The 23,675-nt window shown below is 69.2% G+C and carries 20 protein-coding genes and 2 pseudogenes; 6 read left to right on the forward strand and 16 right to left on the reverse strand.

Annotated features, from left to right (window positions below):
• Together A4R44_RS52675 and A4R44_RS51880 are read right to left on the reverse strand one after the other, a co-directional pair.
• On the reverse strand, positions 1 to 134 hold a 134-nt coding region (locus tag A4R44_RS52675; protein ID WP_369805963.1), incomplete at its 3' end, for a hypothetical protein.
• A 28-nt stretch (positions 135 to 162) separates the two neighbouring features.
• A complete protein-coding gene (locus A4R44_RS51880) occupies positions 163 to 336 on the reverse strand; it encodes a 3-hydroxyacyl-CoA dehydrogenase NAD-binding domain-containing protein (RefSeq protein ID WP_255366200.1) in 174 nt (57 codons plus the stop codon).
• Between the two features lie 116 nt (positions 337 to 452).
• On the opposite strand from A4R44_RS51880, the gene A4R44_RS49385 reads away from it, so the two are divergent.
• Positions 453 to 737: a hypothetical protein gene (locus A4R44_RS49385; protein ID WP_198545491.1), complete on the forward strand. Its 285-nt coding sequence runs from the start codon at positions 453 to 455 to the stop codon at positions 735 to 737.
• Positions 738 to 859: 122 nt separating this feature from the next.
• On the opposite strand, the gene A4R44_RS30895 is transcribed toward A4R44_RS49385, so the two are convergent.
• The 13 genes and pseudogenes from A4R44_RS30895 to A4R44_RS30955 all read right to left on the reverse strand — a co-directional run bounded on the left by A4R44_RS30895 (position 860) and on the right by A4R44_RS30955 (position 13,694).
• Positions 860 to 1,636, reverse strand: a complete 777-nt coding sequence (locus tag A4R44_RS30895) for a LuxR C-terminal-related transcriptional regulator (protein ID WP_232791854.1) — start codon at positions 1,634 to 1,636, stop codon at positions 860 to 862.
• The gene (locus A4R44_RS30900) at positions 1,600 to 2,706 is read right to left on the reverse strand and encodes a polyprenyl synthetase family protein (protein ID WP_067588539.1); all 1,107 of its coding nucleotides are present in this window, start codon (positions 2,704 to 2,706) and stop codon (positions 1,600 to 1,602) included. Before A4R44_RS30900 ends, A4R44_RS30895 begins: the two co-directional genes overlap by 37 nt.
• Entirely contained in the window at positions 2,703 to 3,515 is an 813-nt protein-coding gene (locus A4R44_RS30905) for an oxygenase MpaB family protein (RefSeq protein ID WP_067588541.1), read from the reverse strand. Before A4R44_RS30905 ends, A4R44_RS30900 begins: the two co-directional genes overlap by 4 nt.
• Positions 3,512 to 4,921, reverse strand: coding sequence for an NAD(P)/FAD-dependent oxidoreductase (locus A4R44_RS30910; protein WP_157905047.1), 1,410 nt, complete (start codon positions 4,919 to 4,921; stop codon positions 3,512 to 3,514). The genes A4R44_RS30905 and A4R44_RS30910 overlap by 4 nt, the downstream gene beginning before the upstream one ends.
• Entirely contained in the window at positions 4,900 to 5,679 is a 780-nt protein-coding gene (locus tag A4R44_RS30915; protein WP_067588543.1) for a tRNA-dependent cyclodipeptide synthase, read from the reverse strand. The genes A4R44_RS30910 and A4R44_RS30915 overlap by 22 nt, the downstream gene beginning before the upstream one ends.
• Before the next feature lie 403 nt (positions 5,680 to 6,082).
• Entirely contained in the window at positions 6,083 to 6,982 is a 900-nt protein-coding gene (locus A4R44_RS30920) for a helix-turn-helix domain-containing protein (protein ID WP_232791855.1), read from the reverse strand.
• A gap of 1,156 nt (positions 6,983 to 8,138) precedes the next feature.
• Positions 8,139 to 8,500: pseudogene (locus A4R44_RS50985) on the reverse strand (transposase); the annotation flags it as partial.
• Positions 8,501 to 8,770: 270 nt separating this feature from the next.
• Positions 8,771 to 8,902 (reverse strand): annotated as a pseudogene (locus tag A4R44_RS52680) (hypothetical protein); the annotation flags it as partial.
• Positions 8,903 to 9,099: 197 nt separating this feature from the next.
• Positions 9,100 to 10,305 carry a beta-ketoacyl synthase gene (locus A4R44_RS30935; protein ID WP_198545492.1) on the reverse strand — a complete coding sequence of 402 codons (1,206 nt, stop codon included), beginning with the start codon at positions 10,303 to 10,305 and terminating at the stop codon, positions 9,100 to 9,102.
• On the reverse strand, positions 10,305 to 10,535 hold the full coding sequence (locus A4R44_RS30940) for an acyl carrier protein (protein WP_067588641.1): 231 nt from the start codon (positions 10,533 to 10,535) through the stop codon (positions 10,305 to 10,307). The genes A4R44_RS30935 and A4R44_RS30940 overlap by 1 nt, the downstream gene beginning before the upstream one ends.
• Positions 10,536 to 10,561: 26 nt before the next feature.
• On the reverse strand, positions 10,562 to 11,557 hold the full coding sequence (locus A4R44_RS30945; RefSeq protein WP_067588553.1) for a beta-ketoacyl-ACP synthase III: 996 nt from the start codon (positions 11,555 to 11,557) through the stop codon (positions 10,562 to 10,564).
• Positions 11,554 to 12,027, reverse strand: coding sequence for an SRPBCC family protein (locus A4R44_RS30950; protein ID WP_067588555.1), 474 nt, complete (start codon positions 12,025 to 12,027; stop codon positions 11,554 to 11,556). Before A4R44_RS30950 ends, A4R44_RS30945 begins: the two co-directional genes overlap by 4 nt.
• Entirely contained in the window at positions 12,009 to 13,694 is a 1,686-nt protein-coding gene (locus A4R44_RS30955) for an aldehyde dehydrogenase (RefSeq protein ID WP_067588557.1), read from the reverse strand. The genes A4R44_RS30950 and A4R44_RS30955 overlap by 19 nt, the downstream gene beginning before the upstream one ends.
• A 1,076-nt stretch (positions 13,695 to 14,770) precedes the next feature.
• Here A4R44_RS30955 and A4R44_RS30960 point away from each other — a divergent pair.
• The 4 genes from A4R44_RS30960 to A4R44_RS30975 all read left to right on the forward strand — a co-directional run bounded on the left by A4R44_RS30960 (position 14,771) and on the right by A4R44_RS30975 (position 21,020).
• Positions 14,771 to 15,766 (forward strand): 3-oxoacyl-ACP synthase III family protein, encoded by a 996-nt coding sequence (locus A4R44_RS30960; RefSeq protein WP_067588559.1) that lies wholly within the window; start codon positions 14,771 to 14,773, stop codon positions 15,764 to 15,766.
• Positions 15,767 to 15,804: 38 nt separating this feature from the next.
• Positions 15,805 to 16,188, forward strand: coding sequence for a lipocalin-like domain-containing protein (locus A4R44_RS30965; protein ID WP_067588561.1), 384 nt, complete (start codon positions 15,805 to 15,807; stop codon positions 16,186 to 16,188).
• Positions 16,185 to 17,156 carry an acyltransferase domain-containing protein gene (locus A4R44_RS30970; RefSeq protein WP_067588563.1) on the forward strand — a complete coding sequence of 324 codons (972 nt, stop codon included), beginning with the start codon at positions 16,185 to 16,187 and terminating at the stop codon, positions 17,154 to 17,156. The genes A4R44_RS30965 and A4R44_RS30970 overlap by 4 nt, the downstream gene beginning before the upstream one ends.
• Before the next feature lie 111 nt (positions 17,157 to 17,267).
• Complete coding sequence (locus tag A4R44_RS30975) at positions 17,268 to 21,020, forward strand: amino acid adenylation domain-containing protein (RefSeq protein WP_067588565.1); 3,753 nt, start codon at positions 17,268 to 17,270, stop codon at positions 21,018 to 21,020.
• Positions 21,021 to 21,281: 261 nt separating this feature from the next.
• Here A4R44_RS30975 and A4R44_RS30980 read toward each other — a convergent pair whose 3' ends face one another.
• Complete coding sequence (locus A4R44_RS30980; protein ID WP_067588567.1) at positions 21,282 to 21,560, reverse strand: hypothetical protein; 279 nt, start codon at positions 21,558 to 21,560, stop codon at positions 21,282 to 21,284.
• 699 nt (positions 21,561 to 22,259) lie between these two features.
• On the opposite strand from A4R44_RS30980, the gene A4R44_RS30985 reads away from it, so the two are divergent.
• Complete coding sequence (locus A4R44_RS30985; RefSeq protein WP_369805962.1) at positions 22,260 to 23,234, forward strand: alcohol dehydrogenase catalytic domain-containing protein; 975 nt, start codon at positions 22,260 to 22,262, stop codon at positions 23,232 to 23,234.
• The last annotated feature ends 441 nt before the right edge of the window (positions 23,235 to 23,675 follow it).

Raw genomic sequence — 23,675 nt, forward strand, 5'->3', positions numbered from 1 at the left:
AGGCGAGGCGAAGATCGTCTTCGCCGGCGCCAGGCGCGCGAAGCTCTGCTGCCTATCTCCAGCACCTCCGGAACCGCTTCGATCACGAGGTCCGCGTCCGAGACCGCTGCAGCAAGGTCGGTGAAGGCCCCGATCCGAGCGAGCGCCGCCTGCGCCTCGCCTTCAGAGCCCTCGCCCCCGCTCGTAGATGGCGGCGAAGCGCTCCTTCGCCTCGGCGATGACCGCGTGGTCGATGTCGTAGGCGGATACTCGGAAGCCGCTGTAGGCAGCCTGGTAAGCGATCTGCGAACCTAGCACTCCGGTGCCGAGCACAGTCAGCTGCTTGATGTCCGTCACGATCCTGTCTCACGCCTCAGTTCTTTGCGTGCAGCCCGCGGTCCCGGCCGTCACCCAGATCTGCACGACGCAACTTCGCAGGTGCCGGGAACGCCGAGGGCAACGGGGAACGTCTCGTGGAACACCGTCAGGAACGACTCCCTCGTCGAGGCCGCGGCGGCATCGGCACGGTCAACGAATGGCCATGCCCCGACCTGGTACCGGCCCGGATTCTCGAATGCGGAAGAAAACCGTGGAACCTTGGAGTTTCAGGACAGGAAGACGGTCTGGCCGGATCGACGGAGGTGGTCAAGAGGCGGTGCGCCTGCGAAGAGGCGGGCGTGCAGGAACTGATCGTGTACTTCGAAGGTCCCACGAGCACAGCGCAGGTGGAAGAGTTCGCCCGGCTCTTCGTGAGCTGAGGGTCGGCACTCCCCGTCGCCGTTTCGCGGCTCCCCGGCACGGAACCTGTGGTCGCCAGGGCCCCGCCCGCGCAACAGCGACGCTGACGGGGCGGCATGATGCACCCGACGTGCCCGGGTAATCAGATGATTCCGCGCCGGATCGCGTACGCCACCGCGTGCGAGCGGTTGCGGAGGCCATAGCGGTCCATCACCTCCCTGATGATGTTCTTGATCAGGCTGCGCGAGTAAACGAGTTCGGCAGCGATCTCGTCGGTGTCGCAGCCCTCGGCCAGCAACCGGAGCACTTCACGCTCGCGTGCCGAAACCCCGCTCAGCATGATGCCCCTCGGTTTCAGCACTTCGTTGACTACCCGGTCCAGCTCCGCGAGCAGGCATGCCTGCAGCGGCGGGGGCAGGTCGACCGCGCCCCGGCTGACTCCGGCGATCGTCCGGATCAAGGCACCGGTGTCGATTTCGCCGCGCGGCAGCAATGCGGCCAGACCGCACCCGATCGCGGGGAGCAGCAGGCTCTCCGGGCAGTCGTCGGCGACGATCACGCACCGCGGGGGTGTCTTCAGCGGTGACGCGGCACGAATCCGTTCCGGCAGTGCCAGAGTTTCACCGCGCACGGACTCCTCGATCAACAAGATCACGTCGGCCGCCGCGAATTCGGACGCCTCGGTGAGCAGCTTGAAGCGACGTTCGGCCGCCAGGAGGCGCGTCATGCCGAGCTTGCTCATGACGTCCGAGGAGTGCACCGCGACCGCGACGGACGCCCTTGCCGCGGTTTCTGACGAGCCAATCGAATTATTCATCCAGCGATTCCCCTGACGGGCGCCGCCGATTGAAGATGATGCTTCCGCGGCGGCCCGGCAGCACTTCATTCCTGCGTCTTCTTCTGCGGATCGGCGTGGCACGGGGTGCTTTCGGCCGCCATCGCGCCCGGCGGGCCCGACCCCGGCGCGGCCGCGCGACCGTCGCCGGTTCCGGTCCGCAGTGCGGGATCGGCGAGGATGTGATCGGCGAGGTCGAGGAGATTGCGGCGGGCCCGGGGGTTGGCGTTGGAGAGGTTGAGGCGCTGGACGGCGGTGGCGCGGGCGTGCGCGACGGCTCGGCGGGTGGCTTCGCGTGCGGTCGTCTGGCTGATGAGCTGGACGGCGAGCTGGGTTTGTTCGGGGGTGAGGTCGGCGGGTTGGCGGTAGAGGGCCCGCAGCCGGCGCGCCGGCGCGGTGGCTTCGGCGAGGGCGACGGTCACGGGGAAGGTTTTCTTGCGGGAGCGCAGGTCGGAGGCGGCGGGTTTGCCGGTGTCGGCGCAGGAGCTCCAGATGCCGTGGTAGTCGTCGAGGATCTGGAAGGCGATGCCGAGGTGGCGGCCGAAGCCGCCGAGGGCTTCGAGCTGGCCGGCGCCGGCGCCGGCCAGCAGCGCTCCGAGTTCGCAGGCGGCTTGCATGAGCACGGCGGTTTTGCCGGTGGCCATGGCGGTGTAGTGGTCGGTGGGGACGTGCTGGCGGGTTTCGAAGGCGACGTCGAGGACCTGGCCGGCGACCAGGTCGTGCAGGGTGCGGGCGAGGCAGGCCAGGGCGAGGTCGGCGCGGCGGGGGACGCGGGCGAGGGTTTCCAGGGCGAGCGCGGTCATGGCGTCGCCGGCCAGGACAGCGGTGCCGACGCCGCAGGCGCGCCAGGCGGCGGGCCGGTGCCGCCGGGTCTCGTCGCGGTCGATGATGTCGTCGTGCAGGAGCGAGGCGTTGTGGACCAGTTCGACTGCGACGGCGGCGGGCAGCCCTGCGTCGAGGTCCCCGCAGCCGTCCGCGCAGAGCAAGGCCAGGGCCGGGCGCAAAGCCTTCCCCGCCCGGCCTTCGCGATCGAGGCCGAGTTGGTGGCGGACGGCGCCCAGCACCGGTTCGGGCAGCGGTTCCACTGCTTCGGCGAGACAGCGGACCGTGCGGGCGGCGAGGTCGGCCAGAAGGCCGGCGACGGGGGTCGTCATGAGGGTTCGGGCAGGAACCGGGCCAGAGCGTCCCAGACCGCGGGCGGCACGGCGGCGGCCACGGGACCGGCCAGGCCGAGCGCGCGGTCGAGGACGTGGTCGGTGGCTGGCGGCCCGGCGACGCCGTAGAGGGCGCGAGCCCACGGCGGCAGCATGGCGTAGGCGGCGAGCGCGACCGGCGTCAGGGCCGGAACGAGCAGGTTGAAAGGCTGAGGGAGCTTCGGGGCGAGCAGGTACGCGGCGACGCTGGTGGCTTCTTTGGTGACGTGCAGTTCGGCGCGGACGCCGTCGTAGTAGTTCGCCACGGCCGATGCGCTGTCGGGCACGCTGTCCGGGTCGAGGCCGACCAACGCGGCGCGGGCGGTTTGCTCGGCGTAGTAGGCGTCGACCCGCCGCGGGCTCAATTCCAGCCCGCAGCGAAGCGCGGCGTCCAAATAGGACTCTGTTTCCACGACGTGGACCCAGCGCAGCAGGGACGGCGTGTCCAAGCGGTATTCCTCGCCGGTGACCGGATCGTAGGCGGTCAGGGCCGAGTGCGCGGCCCTGACCCGGGCACCGGCGGCGCGCGCCTCGGCGACCGTGCCGGTGGTGGTGTCTCGCACGTAGCGGCGGAGGGCGGCGAGACGTTCCAGCGGCCGTTGCCGGTAGCCGCTGTTCTGTGTCACCGCCGCGACCGCCCGGGGGTGCAGCGCTTGCAGGAACAGCGCACGGAAGCCGCCGAGCACGCAGAACGGTTCCACGATCACCTGCCGGGTCGCCGAATCCGCGCTGTACATCGGCTCCTCGGCCCCGCGGTGCTCCCGGGTCATGACGGCCTCCTCGGACTCGATAGCGGTTCAGGCGCGCGACAGTCCCCGGAGCCGGCCGGGACTGCGCGGCGGTCGAGCAAGACGCGCAACAGCACGGCGGGATGGGCCAACGCCGCCGGACCCGCGACCATGGTCATCACCCTGGCGAAGCGGAGGAAAACGGCGGGGACGCGCGGGATGAGGAAGTACAGCCGCCGCAGGTACCAGAGCGCGGCGCGGGCCGCGAGGGGCTTCGGGCCGGGCTGCCAGCCGCGGTCGGCGGCAGTGGCCAGCAGCCACGGTCCCAGGGTGAGACTGCCCAGCCGGCGCTGGAACCGTTTCTCCAGCCCGGCCTGGCCGGCCCGGCGGTCCAGCAGGTCGTCGAGCAACTGGGCCTCCGCCGCCGCCACGGCCATCCCTTGCCCGTAGACGGGGTTGAAGGCGCAGACCGCGTCGCCGAGGGCGAGCAGCCCGTCCGGCCAGCGGCGCAGGCGGTGATAGTGCAGGCGTCGGTTGACCGCGTGGGAGTAGCGGAAGATCGAGGGCTGCGGGCTGCGGGTGGCGACGGCCTCGGCCAGGCCGCCGTCCAGCGAGCCGAGGAAAGCAGCGAACTCGGCGTCGGTACGCGGGGGACGTTCGTGGACAGCCTGCAAAGCGACGAGCAACCGCCCGTGCTCGACAGTGGTGGCGAAGCAGCCGCGCCGGCCGTGCGGGGCGGCCAGCATCTGCACCACGTTCCGGTCCCCGGGCGCGGTACCGGGCGCGGGCACGTAACTGCGGGTGGCGTAACCGATCCCCGGGTCCACTGTGCTTCGGCGCGGCACCGGAAAGCCAAGGCGGGCAAGCCAATCCGGCAGCTTCGACGAACGGCCGCTGGCGTCGACCACGAGGTCCGCGGCGACTGTGACGCACTCCGACGGCCGTGATTCCCGGACTGCCGCGCGGATCCCGGTCACTTGCCTGCCGGTGGCGTCGGTGAGCAATCCCGTCACCCGGTAGCCGCATCGCACGACGACCGGCCCCAGCGCGCGCACCCGCCGTCGCAGGACGTCCTCCAGCAACGGCCTGCTGACCGGCTGGGCCAGAATCCCCGACGGCATGCTGCGCGGCGACCCGGCGGGGAACCGGAAACGGACGTCCTGGCAGAAATCGATCACCGGTGCCCCGTTGGCGGCCAGTTCGTCGCGCAATCCGGGAAACAGGCTTTCGAGCGCCTCCGCTCCGCGGGTCAGCAGGCCGTGCGGATGGCGATCCTGCGGCGTCCCCGGCCGGGACCGGGGACTGTCGGGCAACCGGTCGCGTTCGATGAGCGTGACCGTGGCGAAATGACCGGCCAGCACCCGAGCCGCCAGCAACCCGGCGATGCCCGCCCCGATCACCACCGCGTGGTCGCGCCCCGGGCCCATCACGGTTCGCCGATCCCGCACGACGGCTTCGCCTCGCCCGGCGGGCTGACCTCGTCCGGGGCGTCGACGAGCATGAATCCCTGGTGGTCGGGGCTGGCTCCGCCGGGCGGGTAGAGGTAGGGGGCGAAGGCGGGCACCACCCGGTAGGCCACCACGGATTCCGTCACGCCCAGCACGCCCGGGGTGTCGGCGAACCAGGGCAGCTCGATGTCCAGGTACTCCGCGCCGGCGGCCAGCTGCGCCGGATCGGGCTGCCAGCCTTCGGGCATGCGGGCGGTGAGCACGTCGAGCACCATGCGGCGGCACGTGGCTTCGAACGCGGGGTTCTCCCTCCGGGCCTGGGCGAGGCCGGCCCGAATCCGCCGGTAACCGGGCTGGCCGACCGCGTGGTCCAGATAACGGACCCGCACGGGCGTGCCCTGGAGTTCGGCGCGAGCCAGCGCCCGGGCGATCCGGTTTTCCATCTGCCGCACGTCCCGTTTGGCTCTTCTGCGCGCGTGTCCCTCGTCGTATCCCCGTCCGAGGTAGGTGCAGGCCGCCATCGGCACGTCGGCGGTGAGCAGGTCCACCGCGCGGAACCGGGCGCATCCCCATCGGATCATCCGCACGAGGCGGTCTTCCGAGAAGTACCCGTTCCCGGGCGATACCGCGAACGCCAGGTGCTCGCCGCGTTCGACCAGCCGGGAACAATTGCCGGTGAACGGCCGCCACCGCAGAATCCCGTCCGTCGCAGCGGGAAGCGCCGAGTCGTGTTCCGGAGCGAGCTGCCAGTCCCTCACCTGGTCACCTCCGCGGGAACCGGGCCCGGCCGGGTGCCGTCCCGGTGGAAGAAACTGCCGCCGTGCCCGACGGCGCAATAGGGATCCGCGGGTTGCGCGCTCGCGCGAAAATCCGCGTGGACAAGCGAGGGCATCGGCCATCGAGCCTTTCCGTGCATGTTTTTTCGGCATTGTCCGGCCGCCGCCGGCGGGCAGGACGAATCACAACCGGCCAGCGACGACTCCGCACGATGCGGAGAACCGGACGGGAAGCCCGTCAACCACTCACCGACCGCGGTGCGGCCGGTGCGGCAGGCACCGGCGCCGGATCACGGCGCGAGGTGCGGGCGTGGTTGCGAGGCACGAGCTGAACGTAGGCGACTCGGAACGCTGCGTACATGCGCTGGATTGCCGGAGCCGTCGATCAAGAATTGCGGTACTCCGACGGCCGGACGCCGATCTGGCCCAGGAAGGCCGTCGACAGCGATCCGGGGCTGCCGAAACCACTGCGTTCGGCGATCTGCGCGATCGTCAGGGTGCTGTCGCGCAGCAGCCTCCGCGCCCGCTCGATGCGAAGCCGGGTGAGATAACGGTGCGGCGTCTCGCCGGTGGCCGCCCGGAAAACCCGGATCAGGTGGTAGACGCTCAGGTGCGCCTCCTCGGCGATCTCGGCCAGCGTCAGAGGCTCGGCCAGCCGGTCCTGCATGACGGCGGTGGCCGCGCGGACCGCGGGGTGCTCACGCCCGGGCGGGCGCAGCCGGTCTCCCCGGGCGAGCAGATGCGTCGCCAGAAACGTCGCGGCGGACTCCGCGTACACCTCGTTCGCGCTGCTCGCCGCGGGCAAGGCGCGCACGAGATGCTCCGCCACCGGATCGCCCTTGCTCACCCTGTCGGCCACCGCTTCGAAATCCGGGGGCGGCCCGCCCAGCTCCGCCACGACCCGCGCGACGGTCCCGGACGGGATGTGCACCTGGATGGTCCGCATCGGCCCGCTCGCCCGGTACCCGCGCACGACCGGCTGGCCCGGCAGCAGCAGTTCCATCGTTCCCGGATTCCAGCGCCTGCGGACCGTTCCTCCCCCGACGCGAGTCCACATGAGAACCTCCCCGGCCACGCACAGGACCAGATGCACGTCCGCCACTCCGGGCAGGGAAAGTTCTTCGACCTCGGTTTCATGGTCGAAGCACTGCACCAGCAGCGAACGCCACCCCGCGTCGGTCCAGCTGCAATAACTCCGGCGCACCGGAGCGGATTCACCGAAGTCCGCCTCGTAAGGCGCGAGATCGAAATCGGGCAAGTCGTACACGTTATCCGAGGTCCTCACAGGTTGATCTTGGCCTGTGACCAGATCTTGCCTGCTGGTGATCAATTACGGAAGACTGTCCGCACGGTCGCGGCGGCAAAGCTGCCGCGCGATGCGGTGACGCGGCCAGAAACGGTTTACCCCGCCGACGACGCATTCCCCGCCGAGATCCGAAAAGCCACCGGGAACGGATGCCGGCAGTCCTGTCGGGGACCAGGGCCAGGCCCAATCCTGTTTCCTTCGCCACTGCGCGGCGTCTCGTGACAGGTCAATCCCGCCAGATCGTCTCTCGACCAAAGCGCCCCGGCTTGACCGTGAACGTGTCCGCCGTGCAGAGCCTGCGCACCTGCAGCCCGAAACGGACAGCTGCGAGCGATGCATGCGGCCCTGTCTTCTCGACTCAGCCACGGACCGGTTGGCCAAGAGCCGCGAGATCACCTCCCGCTTCGGCACAAGACCAGGAAACATCCCCGTTGCCGCCGAGGAAACGCTGATTGCGCGGTCGAAGCGTGGAAACGCACGTCTCGACATTGTGCCGACCCGCTCGTGCTCTTTTTCCCTCCCCGACAAGGAGTCCGCTGATAATGACCGATCCAGTCCCTACCCGGTTTCCGCGCACACCCTCGTCCCGGATGCCGGCCCGCAGGGCCCCGCGATCACCACCGGGGTGCGCGGCAGCCGTTCCCTCGGCGTCGGCTACGTCGCCATGAACCCCCGTCTCCGCACGCACGCGCACCGCGACCGCGCCAGCGACATCGTGGTCACCGTGGTCTCCGGAACCGCGGCCACCGTTTACGGCGAGGAACTCCAGCACAACGCCGGTGACTCCATGCTCATCCCGCGGGCACGCCGCGGTCAACCTCTCCGGCGAGGTCGCCCACGCCGTCGAAACCCGCACCGACCCCCATTTCCACGGTGCCGACGTAGGCCGAGATCCGGTGAACTACCCGGTTCTCGCACGCGGACACGCGAAGTCGCAAACAGCAGGCGCACCGCTCCGCGTCCACTGGAAACACCACATCGACCCGGCGCAGCTCAGCGACATGCCCGTGGAATTGACACCGCGATACGCCTGGCACACCGCACCCGCCACCAAAGCGGCTCGACGCGCCCGGCGAAACTCGATGAACTGCTGGCCGTCCTGCGCGCCGACGAGGTCACCACAGGCACCGCTGCGGCGGTAGTGGGTGTGGTTGCGGAGCATGGCGAACAAGACGTCGCAGCGTCGGCGGGCCTGGCAGATGCGGCGTTGTGTTTCTTGCCTTCGGCTCTCCTCCTGTCGTAGTAAGCCCTGCTGGCGGGCTCGGGCAGGGCGGCGAAGGCTGCAAGGAAGAACGCGCGTTTGACCAGACCGGAACCGCCGACCGACACACTCACAGAGTCTGCGGTTGCCGGTGCGGGCGGGGTGCTCGCCTTTGATGCCGGTTCCCGAGGCACGGGTGGCGGGGGCGATGCCAGCGTAGGCGGCCAGGCTGGCGAAGTTCGAGGAGGATGCGGGCTGCGATCCTGAACTCCGATGCCGGGCATCGGCGTCTGAATGTCAAGTGGGCTGCAGGACACCTGTACGGCCGCACTCCGCGCCAGGCGCTCGAATTCCTCGCACGCGGCAACGAGGCGTGGCGGATCGCCACCTCGGTTCGCTCCGTGGAAACGCACCTGGACTTGACACGCTTGGCTTACGCCGTCCAGGTGCTGACGGCGGGGTGCGCCGAGTTCCACGGTGAGCCCGGCCGCCAGCTCGTCACGGTCTGAGATCCCTCCGAAACGCGCACGCTGGCGGAAGCGCGCGCCATCGCCGCGGAGACGGACATGCGGTTCGGGGGCACCGGCCGCGGCCAGCGTGTAGCCGGCCTCGTAACCGGGGGTGAAGACATCGATCGTGTCGAAGTGCCGGTAGCACCACGAAACCAGATCGCGCACCAGAGCGGGTTTGCAGCAGCTGTTGAACGGACTTCAACGCGGTGAGACCGTGCCCGGCGCGGTCGGCGATCCGGCGGCATCGGGCGGTGACCGTGCCGATGGTGAACAGTCCGCTTTCGCGGAGGATCCCGGCTGTCCCGATCATGTGATCAGCATCGACCGCTCCGCACGCGGTCGCTTCCCGAAGTTGGCCACATGATCGGCCTCGATTCCGTTCCCTATGCCGGGGCTATCGCGAGCACCGCGTTCTGCCCGCCGAAACCGAAGGAGTTGCTGAGCGCCAGCTCGATCCTGACGGGGGTCGCCGCGGTGGCCACGTCGAGGTCGATCTCCGGATCCCGGCGTTCCAGGTTCGCAGTCGGGGGGACGATGCGGTTCTCGGTCGAGAGCACCGCGTACACGGCCTCGACCGCGCCTGCGGCACCGAGCAGATGTCCCGTCACGCCCTTCGTCGAAGTCACCAGTGGCCGGTGGGGCAGGGTCCTGGCGAGCATGACCGCTTCGGCGCGGTCGTTGGCCGGAGTGGACGTTCCGTGGGCGTTGACATGGGATACTTCGCACGGGCCGGCGCCGGCGTCGGCCAGCGCGGCGAGCACAGCGGCCTCGCCGCCGCGTCCGCGTGGTTCGGGCTTGGTGATGTGGTGCGCGTCAGCGCTCGCCCCGTGCCCGAGGACGCGAGCGTGCGCGGTGGCACCCCTCGCCCGCGCGTCCGCGGACCGCTCCAGCACGAGTACACCCGCGCCTTCCCCGGCTACGAACCCGTCGCGGTCCGCGTCGAACGGGCGGGAGGCCCGGTGCGGTTCGCCGAACCGCTCCGACAACGCGCCCATCCTGGCGAACCCGGTCACCGCCAACGGCGTCAGCATCGCCTCGCTGCCCCCGGCCAGCACGAGGTCGCAGCGATCGAGTGCGAGCAGATCGCACGCCACACCCACCGCCGTGGCACCGGAAGCGCACGCGGTGGCCACGACGAGATTCGGTCCCCGCGCGCCGAACTGCATCGCCACTTGCCCGGCCAGCATGTTGGGCAACTGCATCGGCAACAGCAGCGGGGACACCCGGTGCGCGCCTTCGCCGAGGTAAACCCGATGCTGCGCTTCCACGGTTCCCGGGCCGCCATCGGCGCAGCCGAGTACCACACCCACGCGAGCGCCGTCCCAGGTTTCCGGGTCCAACCCGGCGTCGGCGATCGCCTCCCCCGCCGCCACGAGCGCGAACTGGGCGAACCGGTCCAGGCGGAGTGCGCGACGCGGCCCCAACAGCTCGTCGGCGTCGAAACCGGGCACCCGGCAGGAAAGCTGCGAGACCGCCGCGTCCCACGCGGCGGTCGGCTCCCCCGCGCACACCGCAGCCCAGTTCGCCGCGACACCGATACCGGCCGGAGTCACCAGGCCGAGGCCGGTGACCGCCACCTCGGTCCCCATCAGACCTTCGTGCTCCGCCGCGCCATCAGCTGGGCGAGGTCGCCGAGCGTGGCGGCCTGCTTGATCTCGTCCTCGCTGACCGCGACGCCGAGTTCCTTCTCCAGCACCATGGACAGCTCGACGATGGCCAGCGAGTCGAGATCGACACCGTCCGGTGTCGCGCCGGGGCTGATCTCGGCCGGCGGGATCTTCAACTTGCCGACCAGGATTTCTCGCAGTACCTCGAACATGTCGATCGGTCCCTTCGCATCGTGGGTCAGCACGGGAGCAGCGCCGGCCAGGTCAAGGTCGTGGCGCCCCAGGCAAGTCCGCCGCCGAAAGCCGTCAGCAGCACGCGGTGGCCCGGTGCCACTCCGCCGTCCGCGGCGGCCTGCGCGAGCAGCAGCGGGACCGACGCCGAGCCGGTGTTGCCGACCGCGTCGATGTTGGACAGGACGCGGCAGGGCGGCAGGCCGAGTTCGGCGCCGAGCGCACCGAGAATGCGCGCGTTGGCCTGGTGCGCGGCCAGCCTGTCGACGTCGGCCAGCCGCCATCCGGCCGCGGCGACGGCTTGCCGCGAGGCCTCGGACATGCGGTTCACGGCGTGCCGGAACACCTCGCTGCCCGCCATCTGGAAGTAGTCGTCGCCGGGTGCCGCAGGGGCGCGTTGCCGGGACCCGCCCGCGGGAATCCGGATCAGGTCGCCGAAGTCGCCGTCACTGCCCAGCACCACGGGGCCCAGCGCGCCCGGCTCGTCCGCGGAACCCGCCCGCAGCACAGCGGCAGCGGCGCCGTCGCCGAAGAGGACGGCCGTCGAGCGGTCGAGCGGGTCGACGATCGAGCTGTACACCTCGCTGCCGACCAGCAGCACGCGATCGGCCGTGCCCGCCGCGACAAGACCGGATGCGACGGCGAGGCCGTAGAGGAAACCGCTGCACACCGCGGAAACGTCGAAAGCGGGCACCGGACCGAGGCCCAGCCGGGCCGCCACGGCTGGGGCGGTGGCCGGCAGCGGCCGGTCCGGTGTGGAGGTGGTGAGCACGACAGCGTCCACTTGCGACAACTCGGCGGACTTCAACGCCCGTGCGCACGCTTCGACGGCAAGATCGGACGCGGCCATCCCGTCCTGGACGGCATGGCGCTGCCGGATCCCGGTGCGACGGCGGATCCACTCGTCCGAAGTGGCCAGCCGGGCTTCGATATCGGCGTTGGTCACCACCCCCGGCGGCAGCCACGCCCCGATCCCGGCGAGCACGCACGCGCGCCGGGTCATCGGTCCTGCTCCGGGCCGTCTTCGACGCGTCCTCGCGGAACCATGCCGAGCACCGCGCGCGCAATGGTCGCCGTGACAGCCGTCGCCGCGATCGGGTCCAAAAGGGACTCCATGCTGGGGATGCCGAAATCGAAGCCGGCTTCGAACCGGACGGCCACGTCGTCGCCGTCGGTCCGGAACGTCCAGCGTCCCGCGAACTCCGCGAAGTCGCCGTCTGTCAACACGAACCGGATCTCCCCGTCCTCGCGGTGGGACCGGATCTCCTCGTTCCAGCGCAGCTTGCCCGTGCGGAAGTCGAGCCAGCGCGGCCGGACACCCGAGGTGATCACCGGTGCGGCTTCCGCCGTGCCGCCGTTCCACTCCCAGCTCGACCCGGTCTCGGGCGCGGGGAGCTCCCAGCGGAGCACGGCGTCGAAGGCCTCGTCCAGCCGCGCCCCTCCGAAGACGATGTTCAGCGCGACCGTTCGCATTCCGCCCCGTCACCTCCACCGAGTACCCTGCCGAGGATCTCGCGCTGCGGGCTGACGCCGTTGGCGATGCCCACGCCCTGCAGGTGCGTGGTCCGGAACATCGGATAGTTGGCCTCCCCGAACGCCCCGCCGGTGAGCCCGGTGCCGCCGTGGCTGGGCAGGTAGGGCAGGAAACCGATGTGGGAGTCGTTCACCTTGAGCAGCCCGCCGTTGCCGACTCCGTCGACGAACGCGTCCACCACGTCCTCCGAACGCGTCCACAAGGAGTTGCGCAGCCCGTATTCGTTGGCGTCGACGAAATCCAGCACGTGGTCCAGCAGGCCGTCGCCGAGCTCCGGTTCGGGGACGACGATCGGCAGCAGCGGGAAGAAGGTCTCTTCGCGCACCACGTCGTGCTCGCGCGCGCGAGCGAGCCCGTCCACGCGGACCACGGTGGGTTCCAGGAAAACCCCGGTGCCGGACGCGGTGCCGTCCGCTTCGATCCGGTTGCCGCCGCACACCAGGTGGCTTCCGAGCCCCATCGTCTGATCGAGGAGCGCGAAGAAGCTCTCGGTGCGGCGCACCGGGGAAAGCAGCACGTCCTCGTCGTCCGGATCCCCCGGCCTGATCCTGGCCGCCTGTGCGGCGACCAGCCCGATCAGCTCGCCGGCGATCGCCGGGTGCGCCACCACGTAGTTGGGCACCATGCAGATCTGGCCCGAGCCGTAGAAGCATTCGGCGACGGCCTCCGCCGCGTGCTCCAGGTTCGCGTCCGCCCACACCACCACGCCGTCGTTCCCGGCCAGCTCCAGCACCGGCTTCTTGCCCTTGGCCACGCACTCCTGTTCGAGCTTCAGCCCCTCCTCGACGCTTCCGATGTAGAAGATGTCGTTCACCAGTGGACTGTCCACCCACTGCCGCAGCATCCGGCCGGGGTTCCCGCAGACCAGGTTGAGCGTGCCCGGTGGCGCCCCCGCTTCGGCGAGCAGCGGAACGGCCAGCTCCCGCAACACGTACATGGTGCTCAACGCGATGCTCCTGGGCGCGCGAACCACCACCGCGTTACCCGCCATCACCATCAGCACGGCCAGCGCGGCGCTCGGTGCGGGCGCGTTCTGCGGCGGGTTGAGGCAGACCACGCCGTCCGGCCTGCGCCGCACGGCGAGACGGCGTCCGCCGTGCCCGAACTCGGCGTACATGTTCCGCTGGTACCACGAACAGCTTTCCTCGCTGTACACCTGCAGCAGGCAGCTCAGCTCCCACCGGGCGAGCGCGCGGGGATGGCCTTCCGCGACCAGCAGTTCGAGGAACTCGTCCTCGTGCTCCAGCAATTTCTTCCGGAAGGCAGCGCCCAGCTCCATCCGGCGCTCCAGCGGCACGCGCGCCCATTCCGGGGCCGCCGCGGACGCCGCGGCCAGCGCTCGCTCGACGTCCTCGTCGCCCGCGACCGCGCAGCGGCCGACCACGTAGGGATGCCGCACCGCGGCCGCGTCGGCGTTCTGCTCCAGTGCCCGTTTGAGACTGATGCTGGTGAAGGCGTCGTGCAGCAGCGAACGCGAACTGACGGTGTAGACCCAGCCGACGCCTTCGGTGTCCTCACCGGACACGTGGAGCGGATAGCTGAGCAGCGGGGCGACCCTCGAATCGTCGAGGTTCGGAGCGGGAGAGTCGACGGTTACGAGAGCCATGTATTTCTCCGGAAAAGCTCGAAAGAAAAGTTCGCCGTCACGCCGACAATTCGAGGGGACGAGCGTTCGACGGTGACGCGACCTTATGCGTTGCCGGGACGCTACCCAGCGCAGCGCCCGTTGGTCCAGAGGGAGCAGGGGCGCGCTACCGTTCGGACAGGTTCCCGAGATGAAAGTACCTTGCCCGTTGCCCCTTACCGCGAAGGCATGTACAGTGCCGCCCCCTCCGAGGTAGCCCTGGGTCAGGTGTTTCCGACTCAATTCGCTGCGCCGTCCGGGCAAGTTCGCTCCGGTGCGGACACCTGCCGTGTCATGGTGATGCGCACCGCGTGAGCGCGGTTGTTTCCTGGTAACGCGTTCCATTTCTCTGTTCGCCCCGGAGAAAAGGACTCGTGTCATGCACACGTTCCACGGCGACCCGGCCGTCCCGGAGGCATGCTGGGCTTCAGGCACGGCCACGCCGCCGTGATCGAGGCGGGTATCGCCGGTCTGCCCGCCCGCGCGCTCTCATGCGGCCGTCAGCAGAAACACTTGCGCGATCGCACACGCACTGCAGCTCCTATGACAATAAGCAGCCACAACTCGCCGCTGCATCCCGGCATGTTCCACCGGCAGCGGCGAGCTCACTCGGTCCTACCTTCGCAGGCAACCACCGCGGTTTGCGGCCCAGTACCGGACAAGTCAACCAATCCGGCGACTGCGGGCCTGCTCTTCACGCCCGGACGAGGATGACCCGCTCGACCCGCCTTCTCGTGGCGTCGCGGGCGCACACCGACGGCTGTTCGAGAACCGATCATCACCGGCGGCCCTCAGGTTCCGGTTCCGCCGGTCAACGTCTCGCACCGCTTAACGCATCCGCCATCCGCACGGCTTGCCGCGCGGATGGCCAAGCACCAAAATAGGAAAACGGAGCTTGCGCGGAACACGGCGATTCCGTTCCGCGAAAATAACGGAGGAACCCACACTCTGCAGCATCACCGAAGACGAGCGCTGCCGGCGTAAACGCGTGTTCGCCGCGCTGCCCAGCGACGCACTCGCGGTCACGCGAAATCGGCCGACCCTATCCAGGAGCAGTTGTGCACCTCAGCCTCGACGAGCCCTCCGTTGGGATCCGCAGTATCGGGGCCTACACGCCACCGGACGTGGTCACCAACGAACAGATCGCGCGACCGGCCGCGACGACCGCGGAATGGATCGCCGAACGGACCGGGATCTTCCAGCGCCGCTACGCCGCGAGGAGCCAGTCCACCTCGGCGATGGCCGAACCGGCGGCACGGGACGCGCTGGAGCAGGCAACCGGCCGCGTCGGCGCGCTGATCGTCGCGACCTCGACACCGGACCAGATCATGCCGCCCACAGCCACCGCCCTGCAGCGAAGGCTGGGTCTTTCTCCTGTTCCGGCGTTCGACATCAATGCGGCGTGCGGTGGCTTTCTGTACGGCATGGCACTGTGCTGCGGGCTTGTCCGCTGTCTGCCGGATGCCACGACCGTGCTCCTGGTGGGGGCCGACCAGTACAGCAAATATCTCGATTCCTCAGACCGCCGCACGGCGGCGATCTTCGGCGACGGAGCGGGCGCGGTGATTCTCGGCCCTGTCCCGCCGGGATACGGCGTGCGCGCGGTGTCATTGGCGGCTTTCGGCGATTACCACGACGCGGTCGGTATTCTCGGCTGCGGCACCCGCGAAGTCGTGACCGCAGACGTGGCGACGACGGGCCGCGCCAAGATGCGCATGAACGGCCGCGAGGTTCGCGAACTGTTCCTCCGCGAAGTACCGGAAGCCACCAGGAAGACCGTCGAAGCGGCGGGATGGCGACTGGACGAGGTCGACCGGTTCGTCTTCCACCAGGGCAACGTGCGGCTGCTGCACGACATCGCGGGCGTACTCGGCATCGATCCCGGCAAAGTCGGCGTCACCGCCGACCGGTTCGGCAACACCGGCTGCGGATCCATGCCATTGACGCTGTACCAGATGAACCGTGCCAATCCCCTCCGCAGCGGGGAGAAAATCCTGTTCGCGGGCGCGGGCGGCGGCATGACCGCCGGCGCGCTGGCCGCGACCTGGTGGTGACGACCGCAAAAAAACAACGACCGGTGAAAGGTGACCGCATGAGCGCGTCTGCATCGAGCACGGCAAACCCCGCAGTACTCGGCACCTGGCGACTGCTGTCGTTCACCGCCGAGGAGGACGGCCGAGTCGTCCGTCCGCTCGGGGAAACCTGCCGAGGACAGCTGATCTACACCGAAGAAGGCTGCGTGTCCGCCCAGCTCGCCGGCACCGAGGGATACATCGGCTACGCGGGCCGGTTCGAGTGGCGAGACGACCAGGTAGTCCATCGGACGACGCTGGCGAGTTCTCCGCAGTGGCAGGAAAAGGAACTGACCCGCGCAGCACGCCTCGACGGGGACATGCTGGAACTGCGCGCGGCACCGCAGCACGGGCAGCCCTGTCTGGTCCTGTTATGGCGACGTGAATCCGCACAGAAGCAGTGACCGCGGACATTTCCCAGGTTCCCCGCGACGGCACGGTGTTCCTGTTCCCCGGCCAAGGCATCGACCCGAGCGGAGCGCTCCGCACCGTTTTCGACGGCACGAACCGACATCTTCCCACGAACCCCTCGACGGTCGACGCGACCATCGACGAGATCGGCGAAATCAGCGCCAGCCACGGCTACTCGCACGGCTCCGCATTGCGTGACCTGCTCCTCGGCGAACGAACACTTGAGCAGGTGCCGTACGGGACATCGACGCTCGCACAGTTCGCCGCTTCCGTGTCTGTGTTCCGTCTTCTCGCCGATGCCGACGTGATCCCGGATGCCATCGTAGCGATGAGCCTCGGCGAAGCGGCGGCCCTGGCCTGTGCCGGTTCCTTCGACCTCGCCGAAGCGACCCGCCTGGTCTGCCTCCTGAACGACACCTACCGGAAAGCAGTCGGCCGCGGCACCATGGTGCTTGTCCACGCCGACGAAGAGACGACACGGGATCTCCTGTCCCGCACAAGTCAGGTGAGCCTGGTCATCGCCTCGGTGAACACGCCTGCTCAAGTCGTTGTCACCGGTCCCAGCGAAGCGGTAACGAAGCTGATGGCGCTGCCCGGCCCACTCCGAACGCCGCTTCCGGTGCCCTACCAGGCACACACCCCGGCACTGCGGCCATTGCGCGACGAGTTTCTTCATCGAGCGGCGGGAACGGCCCGGCGCGCCCCGCGCATCCCAGTCTGTTCCGCCGCGCGGCAACGCTGTTATGCCTGCGATGACGATCCGGTCGAAGGCATCGCCGACAATTTCGTGACGCCGGTCAACATAGTCACGGTACTGAAACCCCTGGCACCAGCGGGTTCCCGGCGGTTCTTCGAAATAGGGGCGGGCGGAAGCCTTACCCGGTGCGCGGCAGAAGTTCTCCCCGGAGCGCACACCACCGCGCCGCTCGTGTCCGGATCCGCCACCCGGCGAGCCAGGTAACGCGATCACGGCCGTTCACGACGACAGCAGTTCCGCATCCGCGAGTTCGCGCCAGCTGCGAGTCAGGGGGTACGGCCGTGCCACGTCGGCCCGATCACGAGGAGGAGAGACATGGGAACCGAACGCGAGCACCATCTCGAATCAGTTCGGGAATGGAACGATACTGCCACCGACTACCCGCGGAAGCCCGCCCACGAGCTGCTGGCAGAACAAGCGTTGGCCAGAGGGGGCACCGTGGCACTGTCGCCCGAATCGGGCGAGGACATCACCTATTCCGAGTTGCACCGCCGGGTGGGGGCCGTGGCCGCGGCACTCGCCGGCGCCGGGGTGCGCAGGGGCGATTCGGTGGCCGTGATGCTGAGGCGTTCGGTGTCCGGGTATCTCGCCGTTTTGGGGGTTCTGCGGGCGGGCGGCCGATTCGTTCCGGTGGATCCGGAGAGCCCGGCGGAACGGGCCGAGGCGATCCTCTCCGATGCCGGGTGCGAGGTCGTGATCGCCCCGTCCGGCAGCACGCGCCGGCTGACGGCGGGCACGACGGTGGTGGATATCGACGAAATCGACGCGGACGCTCCTGCACCGCCGATGCCCAGGGTCTCCGGAGAAGACCCCGCGTACGTGCTGTACACATCGGGAACGACGGGTCGGCCCAAAGGAGTGGTCGTCCCCCACCGGGCCATCGCCCGGCTGGTCCTGAACAGCGACCTGGTCGGTTTCGGCCCGGACGACACTGTCTGCGGGACCGTCAACCTGACCTTCGATCTATCGGTTTTCGAACTGTTCGGTGCGCTGCTCAACGGTGCTCGGCTGGTGGTGCCGGATCGCGAGACGGTGCTCTCGGCCGAGGCGCTCGGGTCGTTGCTGGTCCGCGAGCAGGTGAGCGTGATGTGGCTGGGGGCCGCGCTCTTCGAGCAGATGGCCGCGCAGCGCCCCTCGATGTTCCGTACCCTGCGCTGTCTCGTTGCCGGCGGGGACGCGCTCAGCCCGGCCGCGGTGCGCGCGGTGCTGGAGCACGGGCGGCCAGGGCAACTGATCGACGGCTACGGGCCGACGGAGGGTTCCGTGCTGTGCACCGCGTACGTGATCGACGAGTTGCCGCAGGAGGCGGAATCGGTTCCCATCGGCCGTCCGATCTCGAACTCGACCGCGTACGTGGTGCGGAAGGACGGTTCGCTCGCCGACGTCGGGGAGGAAGGCGAGTTGTGGGTCGGCGGTGACGGCCTCGCCCTGGAGTACCTCCACCTCGACGAGCTGACCGCGGAGCGGTTCGTCCCCGATCGGTTCTCNCGGTTCTCGGGCGGCAGCGGGCGGCTGTATCGCACGGGCGACATGGCGCGCTGGCGGGCGGACGGCGTGATCGAGTTCCGGGGACGCCGCGACCGTCAGGTCAAGCTGAGCGGATACCGGGTGGAACTCCGGGAGATCGAACTCGCCCTCGCCAGCCATCCGCGGGTCAAGGCCGCCGCGGTCGACGTACTGGCCCAGGAAGGACACGAGGGCTACCTGGTCGGCTGGATCACGACCGACGCCGACGAAGAGCGCTCGCTTCCGATGGTGCTGCGCCGCTACCTCAGGGATCGGGTGCCGGTGTTCATGGTGCCCCGCGAGATCCGGGTCATCGACGCCATGCCGGTGAACACCCACGGCAAGATCGACTGGGAGGCACTAGCGACGATCGACGCGCGGACTGTGCCGATGTCCGGCGAAGGACCGAGGGAGGGCATCGAGAGCACAGTCGCCGAAGTCTGGCGGCAGGTCCTCGGTGTCCCCGTGATCGAGCGCACCGACGACTTCTTCGCGCTCGGCGGGCAGTCGCTCCAAGCGGCGCAGGTCGCGGCAGCGGCCGGGGGCCGAACCGGGCTCAGCGCTCGCCATACCGGAGTGCTGATCCGCGCCCTGCTCGGCAACGCCACCCTGGCCCAGTTCAGCGAACGGCTCCGAGCCGCGCTGTCCGGCATCCGGGTCTCCCCGCCCCAGCACGCGATCGACTTCCGCCGCGAAGCGACACTGCCGGAAGGCCTGCGTTTCGACGCCCCGCAGCCGAGCGACCCGCTGGCGCCCGCACGGGTACTGCTGACCGGTTCCACCGGTTTCCTGGGCGTCTTTCTTCTCGACCGCCTCGTCGCCGCCGGGGTCTCCGAAGTGCACTGTCTCGTGCGGGCCCGCGACGCGGCGCACGTGCGGTACCGGCTGGCAACCAGGATGCGCCGCTACGGCCTGGACTACGACAAGGTCCGCGACCATGTGGTCCCGGTCGTCGGAGACATCTCCCTGCCCCGCCTCGGACTGGACCACACCGCGTTCGAGCACTTGGCCGATGTCGTCGACGCGGTCCTGCACAACGGATCGCTGATCAACTTCGCGTACCCTTACGCCGCGCTGAGCGCCACCAACGTCGGCGGCGTGCGGACCCTGCTCGAACTCGCGACCCGGCGTCGTCTCAAGCCGTTCCACCACGTCTCCACCATCATTTCGCTCGTCGGGTTCGGCACCGCGGACATCCGGTACCTGACCGAAGACCGGCCGCTGGACTTCCCCGAACGCATCTCGCTCGGCTACGCCGAATCCAAATGGGTCGCCGAGGAACTGGTCCACAACGCCGGCCGCCGCGGCATGCCCGTCAGCGTCTACCGGCCCTACGAGATCACCGGCACCCGCGACCGCGGGATCTGGAACACCGACACCCTGATGTGCGCGTGGTTCCGCACCATCGCCGAGACCGGCCTCGCCCCGGACGTCGAACTGCCCCTGGACTTCGTGCCCGTCGACTACACCGCTGACGCGATCGTCGGCATTCTGCGCACTCAACAGCCCGACGGCCGCAGCTACAACATCGCCAACCCGCACGACGCCCGGCTGGGACTGCTCGTCGACCGGCTGCGAGCGCTCGGCTACCCGGTCCGCACCGTTCCCTACGACGCCTGGACCGCGCACGTCACCGCGTTGACCGCGGCCGATCCGCACCACCCGATGACCCCGTTCATGCCGATGTTCAACGACAAGGCCGCGGACGCCCCGATCACCGTCAAGGAGATGTACTTCGCCGGGACCTTCCCGGAATTCAGCCGGACCAACACCGAACGCGCCACCGCCGGCGCCGGGCTCGACCTCCCGCCCGTCGACGCGGACCTCATCGACAAGTACCTCGGCTACTTCACCGACTCCGGATTCCTCACCCCGCCCTCGCCGTCCGCGACGTCCCCGGCCGCGGACATCGCCGAGCCAGCGGGCGACCAGACCGCGAGACTGGTCAGGCGACTCCAGCCGGACACCGCCGACCTCATCCGCGCCGCCCCGCTGTACGCGCTGATCCGCGACGACGCGCTCGCCGGGGAACACCTGAACCGGCTGATCGCGGCCGAACTGAGTTCGCACCCCGTGGAGGTGGCCACGTTCACGCGACTGAGCCGCCGCTTTCACGGCACCCCGGCAGGCACCCTCTTCGCCGAAGTGGCGAAGATCGTCGCAGCTGCCCGCCCGCTCTTGCGCGCCGCGGCCGAATCCCTGGCGATCGACGCTCCGGATCCGATTCCCCCGGGCACCGCCGACTTCGTCGCGTTCCTGACCTGGCTCTCGGACGAGGCGGACGCCGGGGCCGCGGCCTCGGCCCTGCGCAACGACCTCATCGTGTGGTGCGCGTTCTGCGCCGAACTCTCGACCGCGCTGCACCGCACCGGAATCGCCCCGGAAGCCGTCGTCGAATACCTCGGCCACTACCGCGAGGCCCCGCCCGACATCCTCCGGACCTGCGCCGACATCATCGAGCACGCGATCGACCAAGGAGAAGACATCTCCTCGATCACCGATGCCTCGCGCCGTGTGGAGTCCGCTCTGCACTCCTGCTGGAACACCGTCGCGCTCGGCTGATCCACCGCTGGAGAAATCTTTGCGCACAGCGGTCATCTGGCACCCGAACAGTTCACCGCCCACAACGCGGTGCGCACGGCTGGTGGTGCTGCAAGCACTCGGGACACTTCGTGAGCCCCGCTGTCGCCATCGAACAGGGCGACGCGCCGGTCGTCTGCGGCCTCGCCACCGGCTGGGCACGGTGGCCGATCGCCTCGCGAGATCCCTGGACCGGGAACAACATCGCGGGACCGCGGTGGGCATCGAACGACTTTATCGCGGTCAGCCGTGACCATCACCGAACCCGACCCCGACCTCCCCTGTCCCGGCGAACCGCAGCGCTCCGACATCCCGCTCGCCCGGCGTGGCCCGGACGCCGCACCTGCCGGTGCGGGACAGACCCCGAGGCAGCCGCGCGGGCACACCCGCCACCAGCAGCTTTCGCACTGCGGTTCCGTACTCATTCACGAACTCATAGCGCTCGCCCTTCATGCAAGCGGGCAGGTCGGCGATCCGGTACGGGTTCGTATTGCCGCCCAGCCCCGTCTTCACCAAGTCCATGAAGTAACGGCAGAACGCACAGCCGTCGCTCGGGGAGCGGAAGTCCTCGTCGCCCCTGCCTCGGCGTCCGCGCCAGTCGGCATCTCCTCCCTTGCACCGCCCGGCACGGAGAGCAACGGGGTTCACCCGACGGCGAAGGTCCGGTGCCACCCGGAGTCGGCCAATCTTCGACTTCCCGGGCGACTCGACAGCGCGGACTGCTCGAACCCAGCGAATGAACCCGGACGCAACCGAGATGTCGGCGAAATCTCAACAATGCCTCCGGTCAGCGGGCACTCCAGTCGATCAAGCGCGAGGCGCGCCGGATTCGGCGACAGCCAGTCCGGTCAACGCGTCGCAAGGTTAAACAGATTCAGCCGCAGCGGAACTCGACCTGTACTCGGCCTTCATGCAAGGATCGGTTGACACACCCCGTTCGAGACGTCGAAAACCTCGCGGACCGACGGTAAACAACGTGTCGAATTCGGTCGCTCCATTACGATTTCTCGCGGACACCGTCCCGGTTTTCGATGCTGGTCTCACCCAGGAGCAGCCGATGATCAATTCCGCAATACTGCCATTTTCTATCCCGTGAAGCGGATAAGCGCACTGTGTTCCCGGGGCAGCCGCAAAGAAGGTCGAAAGCACGGAGGGCTAATGAAAGCACTGGTGTACCGAGGTTCCGGGAGGCGCGAGTGGGCCGAGGTCCCGGATGCGGCTTTGGTCGATCCGACCGACGCCGTCGTGCGGATCACGGCGACGACGATATGCGGCACCGACCTGCACATCCTGCGGGGCGACGTGCCGCAGGTCGAGCCCGGGCGGGTGCTGGGACACGAGGCGGTCGGGATCGTGGAGCAGGTCGGGCAGGCCGTCACCGGCCTCGAGCCGGGCCACCGCGTGCTGGTGTCGTGCATCAGCGCATGCGGCCGGTGCAGGTACTGCCGCGCAAGCATTTACAGTCAGTGCCTGGGCGGCGGCGGCTGGATGCTGGGGCACCGCGTGGACGGCACGCACGCCGAGTACGTGCGGGTTCCGTTCGCCGATTGGTCCACGCACGTACTGCCGGACAGCGTCACCGACGAGGATGCGGTCATGATGTCCGACATCCTGCCCACCGCCTTCGAAACTGGGGTGCGCAACGGCGCAGTGCAGCCGGGCCAAGCCGTTGTGGTGGTGGGACCGGGCCCGATCGGGCTCGCGGTGATCACCACCGCCCGGCTGTTCACCCCCGGCCTCATCATCGCGGTCGGCCGGTCGTCGGGCCGCTTGGCGGCGGCCAAGCGGTTCGGTGCGGACATCGTGCTCAGCGCCGCCGACGACCCGGTCGCGGCTGTCGCGGAGTTGACCGGCGGGCTCGGCGCGGACGTCGCAGTCGAAGCTGTCGGCGCCCCGGAGACGTTCGAACTGTGCACCCGGCTGGTGCGACCGGGGGGCCGCGTGGCCAACATCGGCGTGCATGGCGAGTCCGCCGCGCTGCACCTGCAACAGCTCTGGGCTCGCAACATCACCATCACAACAGGGCTGGTCGACACCTCCACCACACCCGCGCTGCTGGCGATGTCGGTCGCAGGCCGGCTGGATCCGAGTCAGTTCGTTACCCACCGCTTCGCGTTGCCTGAAATGGAAGCGGCGTACGACTTGTTCGAACGGGCAGCCGAAACCGGTGCGCTGAAGGTGGTATTGAGCCGTTAACCGCCGAACACGGACGGAGGACCCCGGCGAGGTCGACTGGACGGTCGACGAGAACCGGTCGCGGACGCTCGTCGACGAACCTAGCGAGCAGGCGAACGATCCGCGCGACGACACAAAAACTGGGCGCGTGAGTCCGCCCGGCAGCCCGCGGCGAAGGCGATCGATGAGTGTTTCGAAACAGCAAAACGCCTTCCCGTCGTGCCGTGCCAGCACGACGGGAAGGCGGACCTGAGGCGACAACCGGGTCGACGTAGCCACCGCGACAACGCGCGCGACCCGGGAACCACCCGGCCCCCGTCCGGTTAACGCCCTCAGATAATCAACTTCTCGCGAAGCGAATCACCTGGAAAACCACCTTCCGGGAATCGACAATTGCAGGATCGAAGATCGAGATTTTCACCGTCCGGCGGTCTTGCGGCGGCGCAGGCATCAAGCATAGCC

It is taken from the genome of Amycolatopsis sp. M39, from assembly GCF_001651785.1.
In the GTDB taxonomy this organism is placed as follows: domain Bacteria; phylum Actinomycetota; class Actinomycetes; order Mycobacteriales; family Pseudonocardiaceae; genus Amycolatopsis; species Amycolatopsis rubida.

Excerpts from the sequence above, each read along its gene's own strand:
- A4R44_RS30935 (WP_198545492.1), bottom strand. The coding sequence starts at position 10,305 with ATGGGGACCGAGGTGGCGGTCACCGGCCTCGGCCTGGTGACTCCGGCC.
- A4R44_RS30900 (WP_067588539.1), bottom strand. The coding sequence starts at position 2,706 with ATGACGACCCCCGTCGCCGGCCTTCTGGCCGACCTCGCCGCCCGCACG.
- A4R44_RS30965 (WP_067588561.1), top strand. The coding sequence starts at position 15,805 with ATGAGCGCGTCTGCATCGAGCACGGCAAACCCCGCAGTACTCGGCACC.
- A4R44_RS30950 (WP_067588555.1), bottom strand. The coding sequence starts at position 12,027 with ATGCGAACGGTCGCGCTGAACATCGTCTTCGGAGGGGCGCGGCTGGAC.
- A4R44_RS30980 (WP_067588567.1), bottom strand. The coding sequence starts at position 21,560 with ATGGACTTGGTGAAGACGGGGCTGGGCGGCAATACGAACCCGTACCGG.
- A4R44_RS30905 (WP_067588541.1), bottom strand. The coding sequence starts at position 3,515 with ATGACCCGGGAGCACCGCGGGGCCGAGGAGCCGATGTACAGCGCGGAT.
- A4R44_RS30945 (WP_067588553.1), bottom strand. The coding sequence starts at position 11,557 with ATGACCCGGCGCGCGTGCGTGCTCGCCGGGATCGGGGCGTGGCTGCCG.
- A4R44_RS30955 (WP_067588557.1), bottom strand. The coding sequence starts at position 13,694 with ATGGCTCTCGTAACCGTCGACTCTCCCGCTCCGAACCTCGACGATTCG.
- A4R44_RS30940 (WP_067588641.1), bottom strand. The coding sequence starts at position 10,535 with ATGTTCGAGGTACTGCGAGAAATCCTGGTCGGCAAGTTGAAGATCCCG.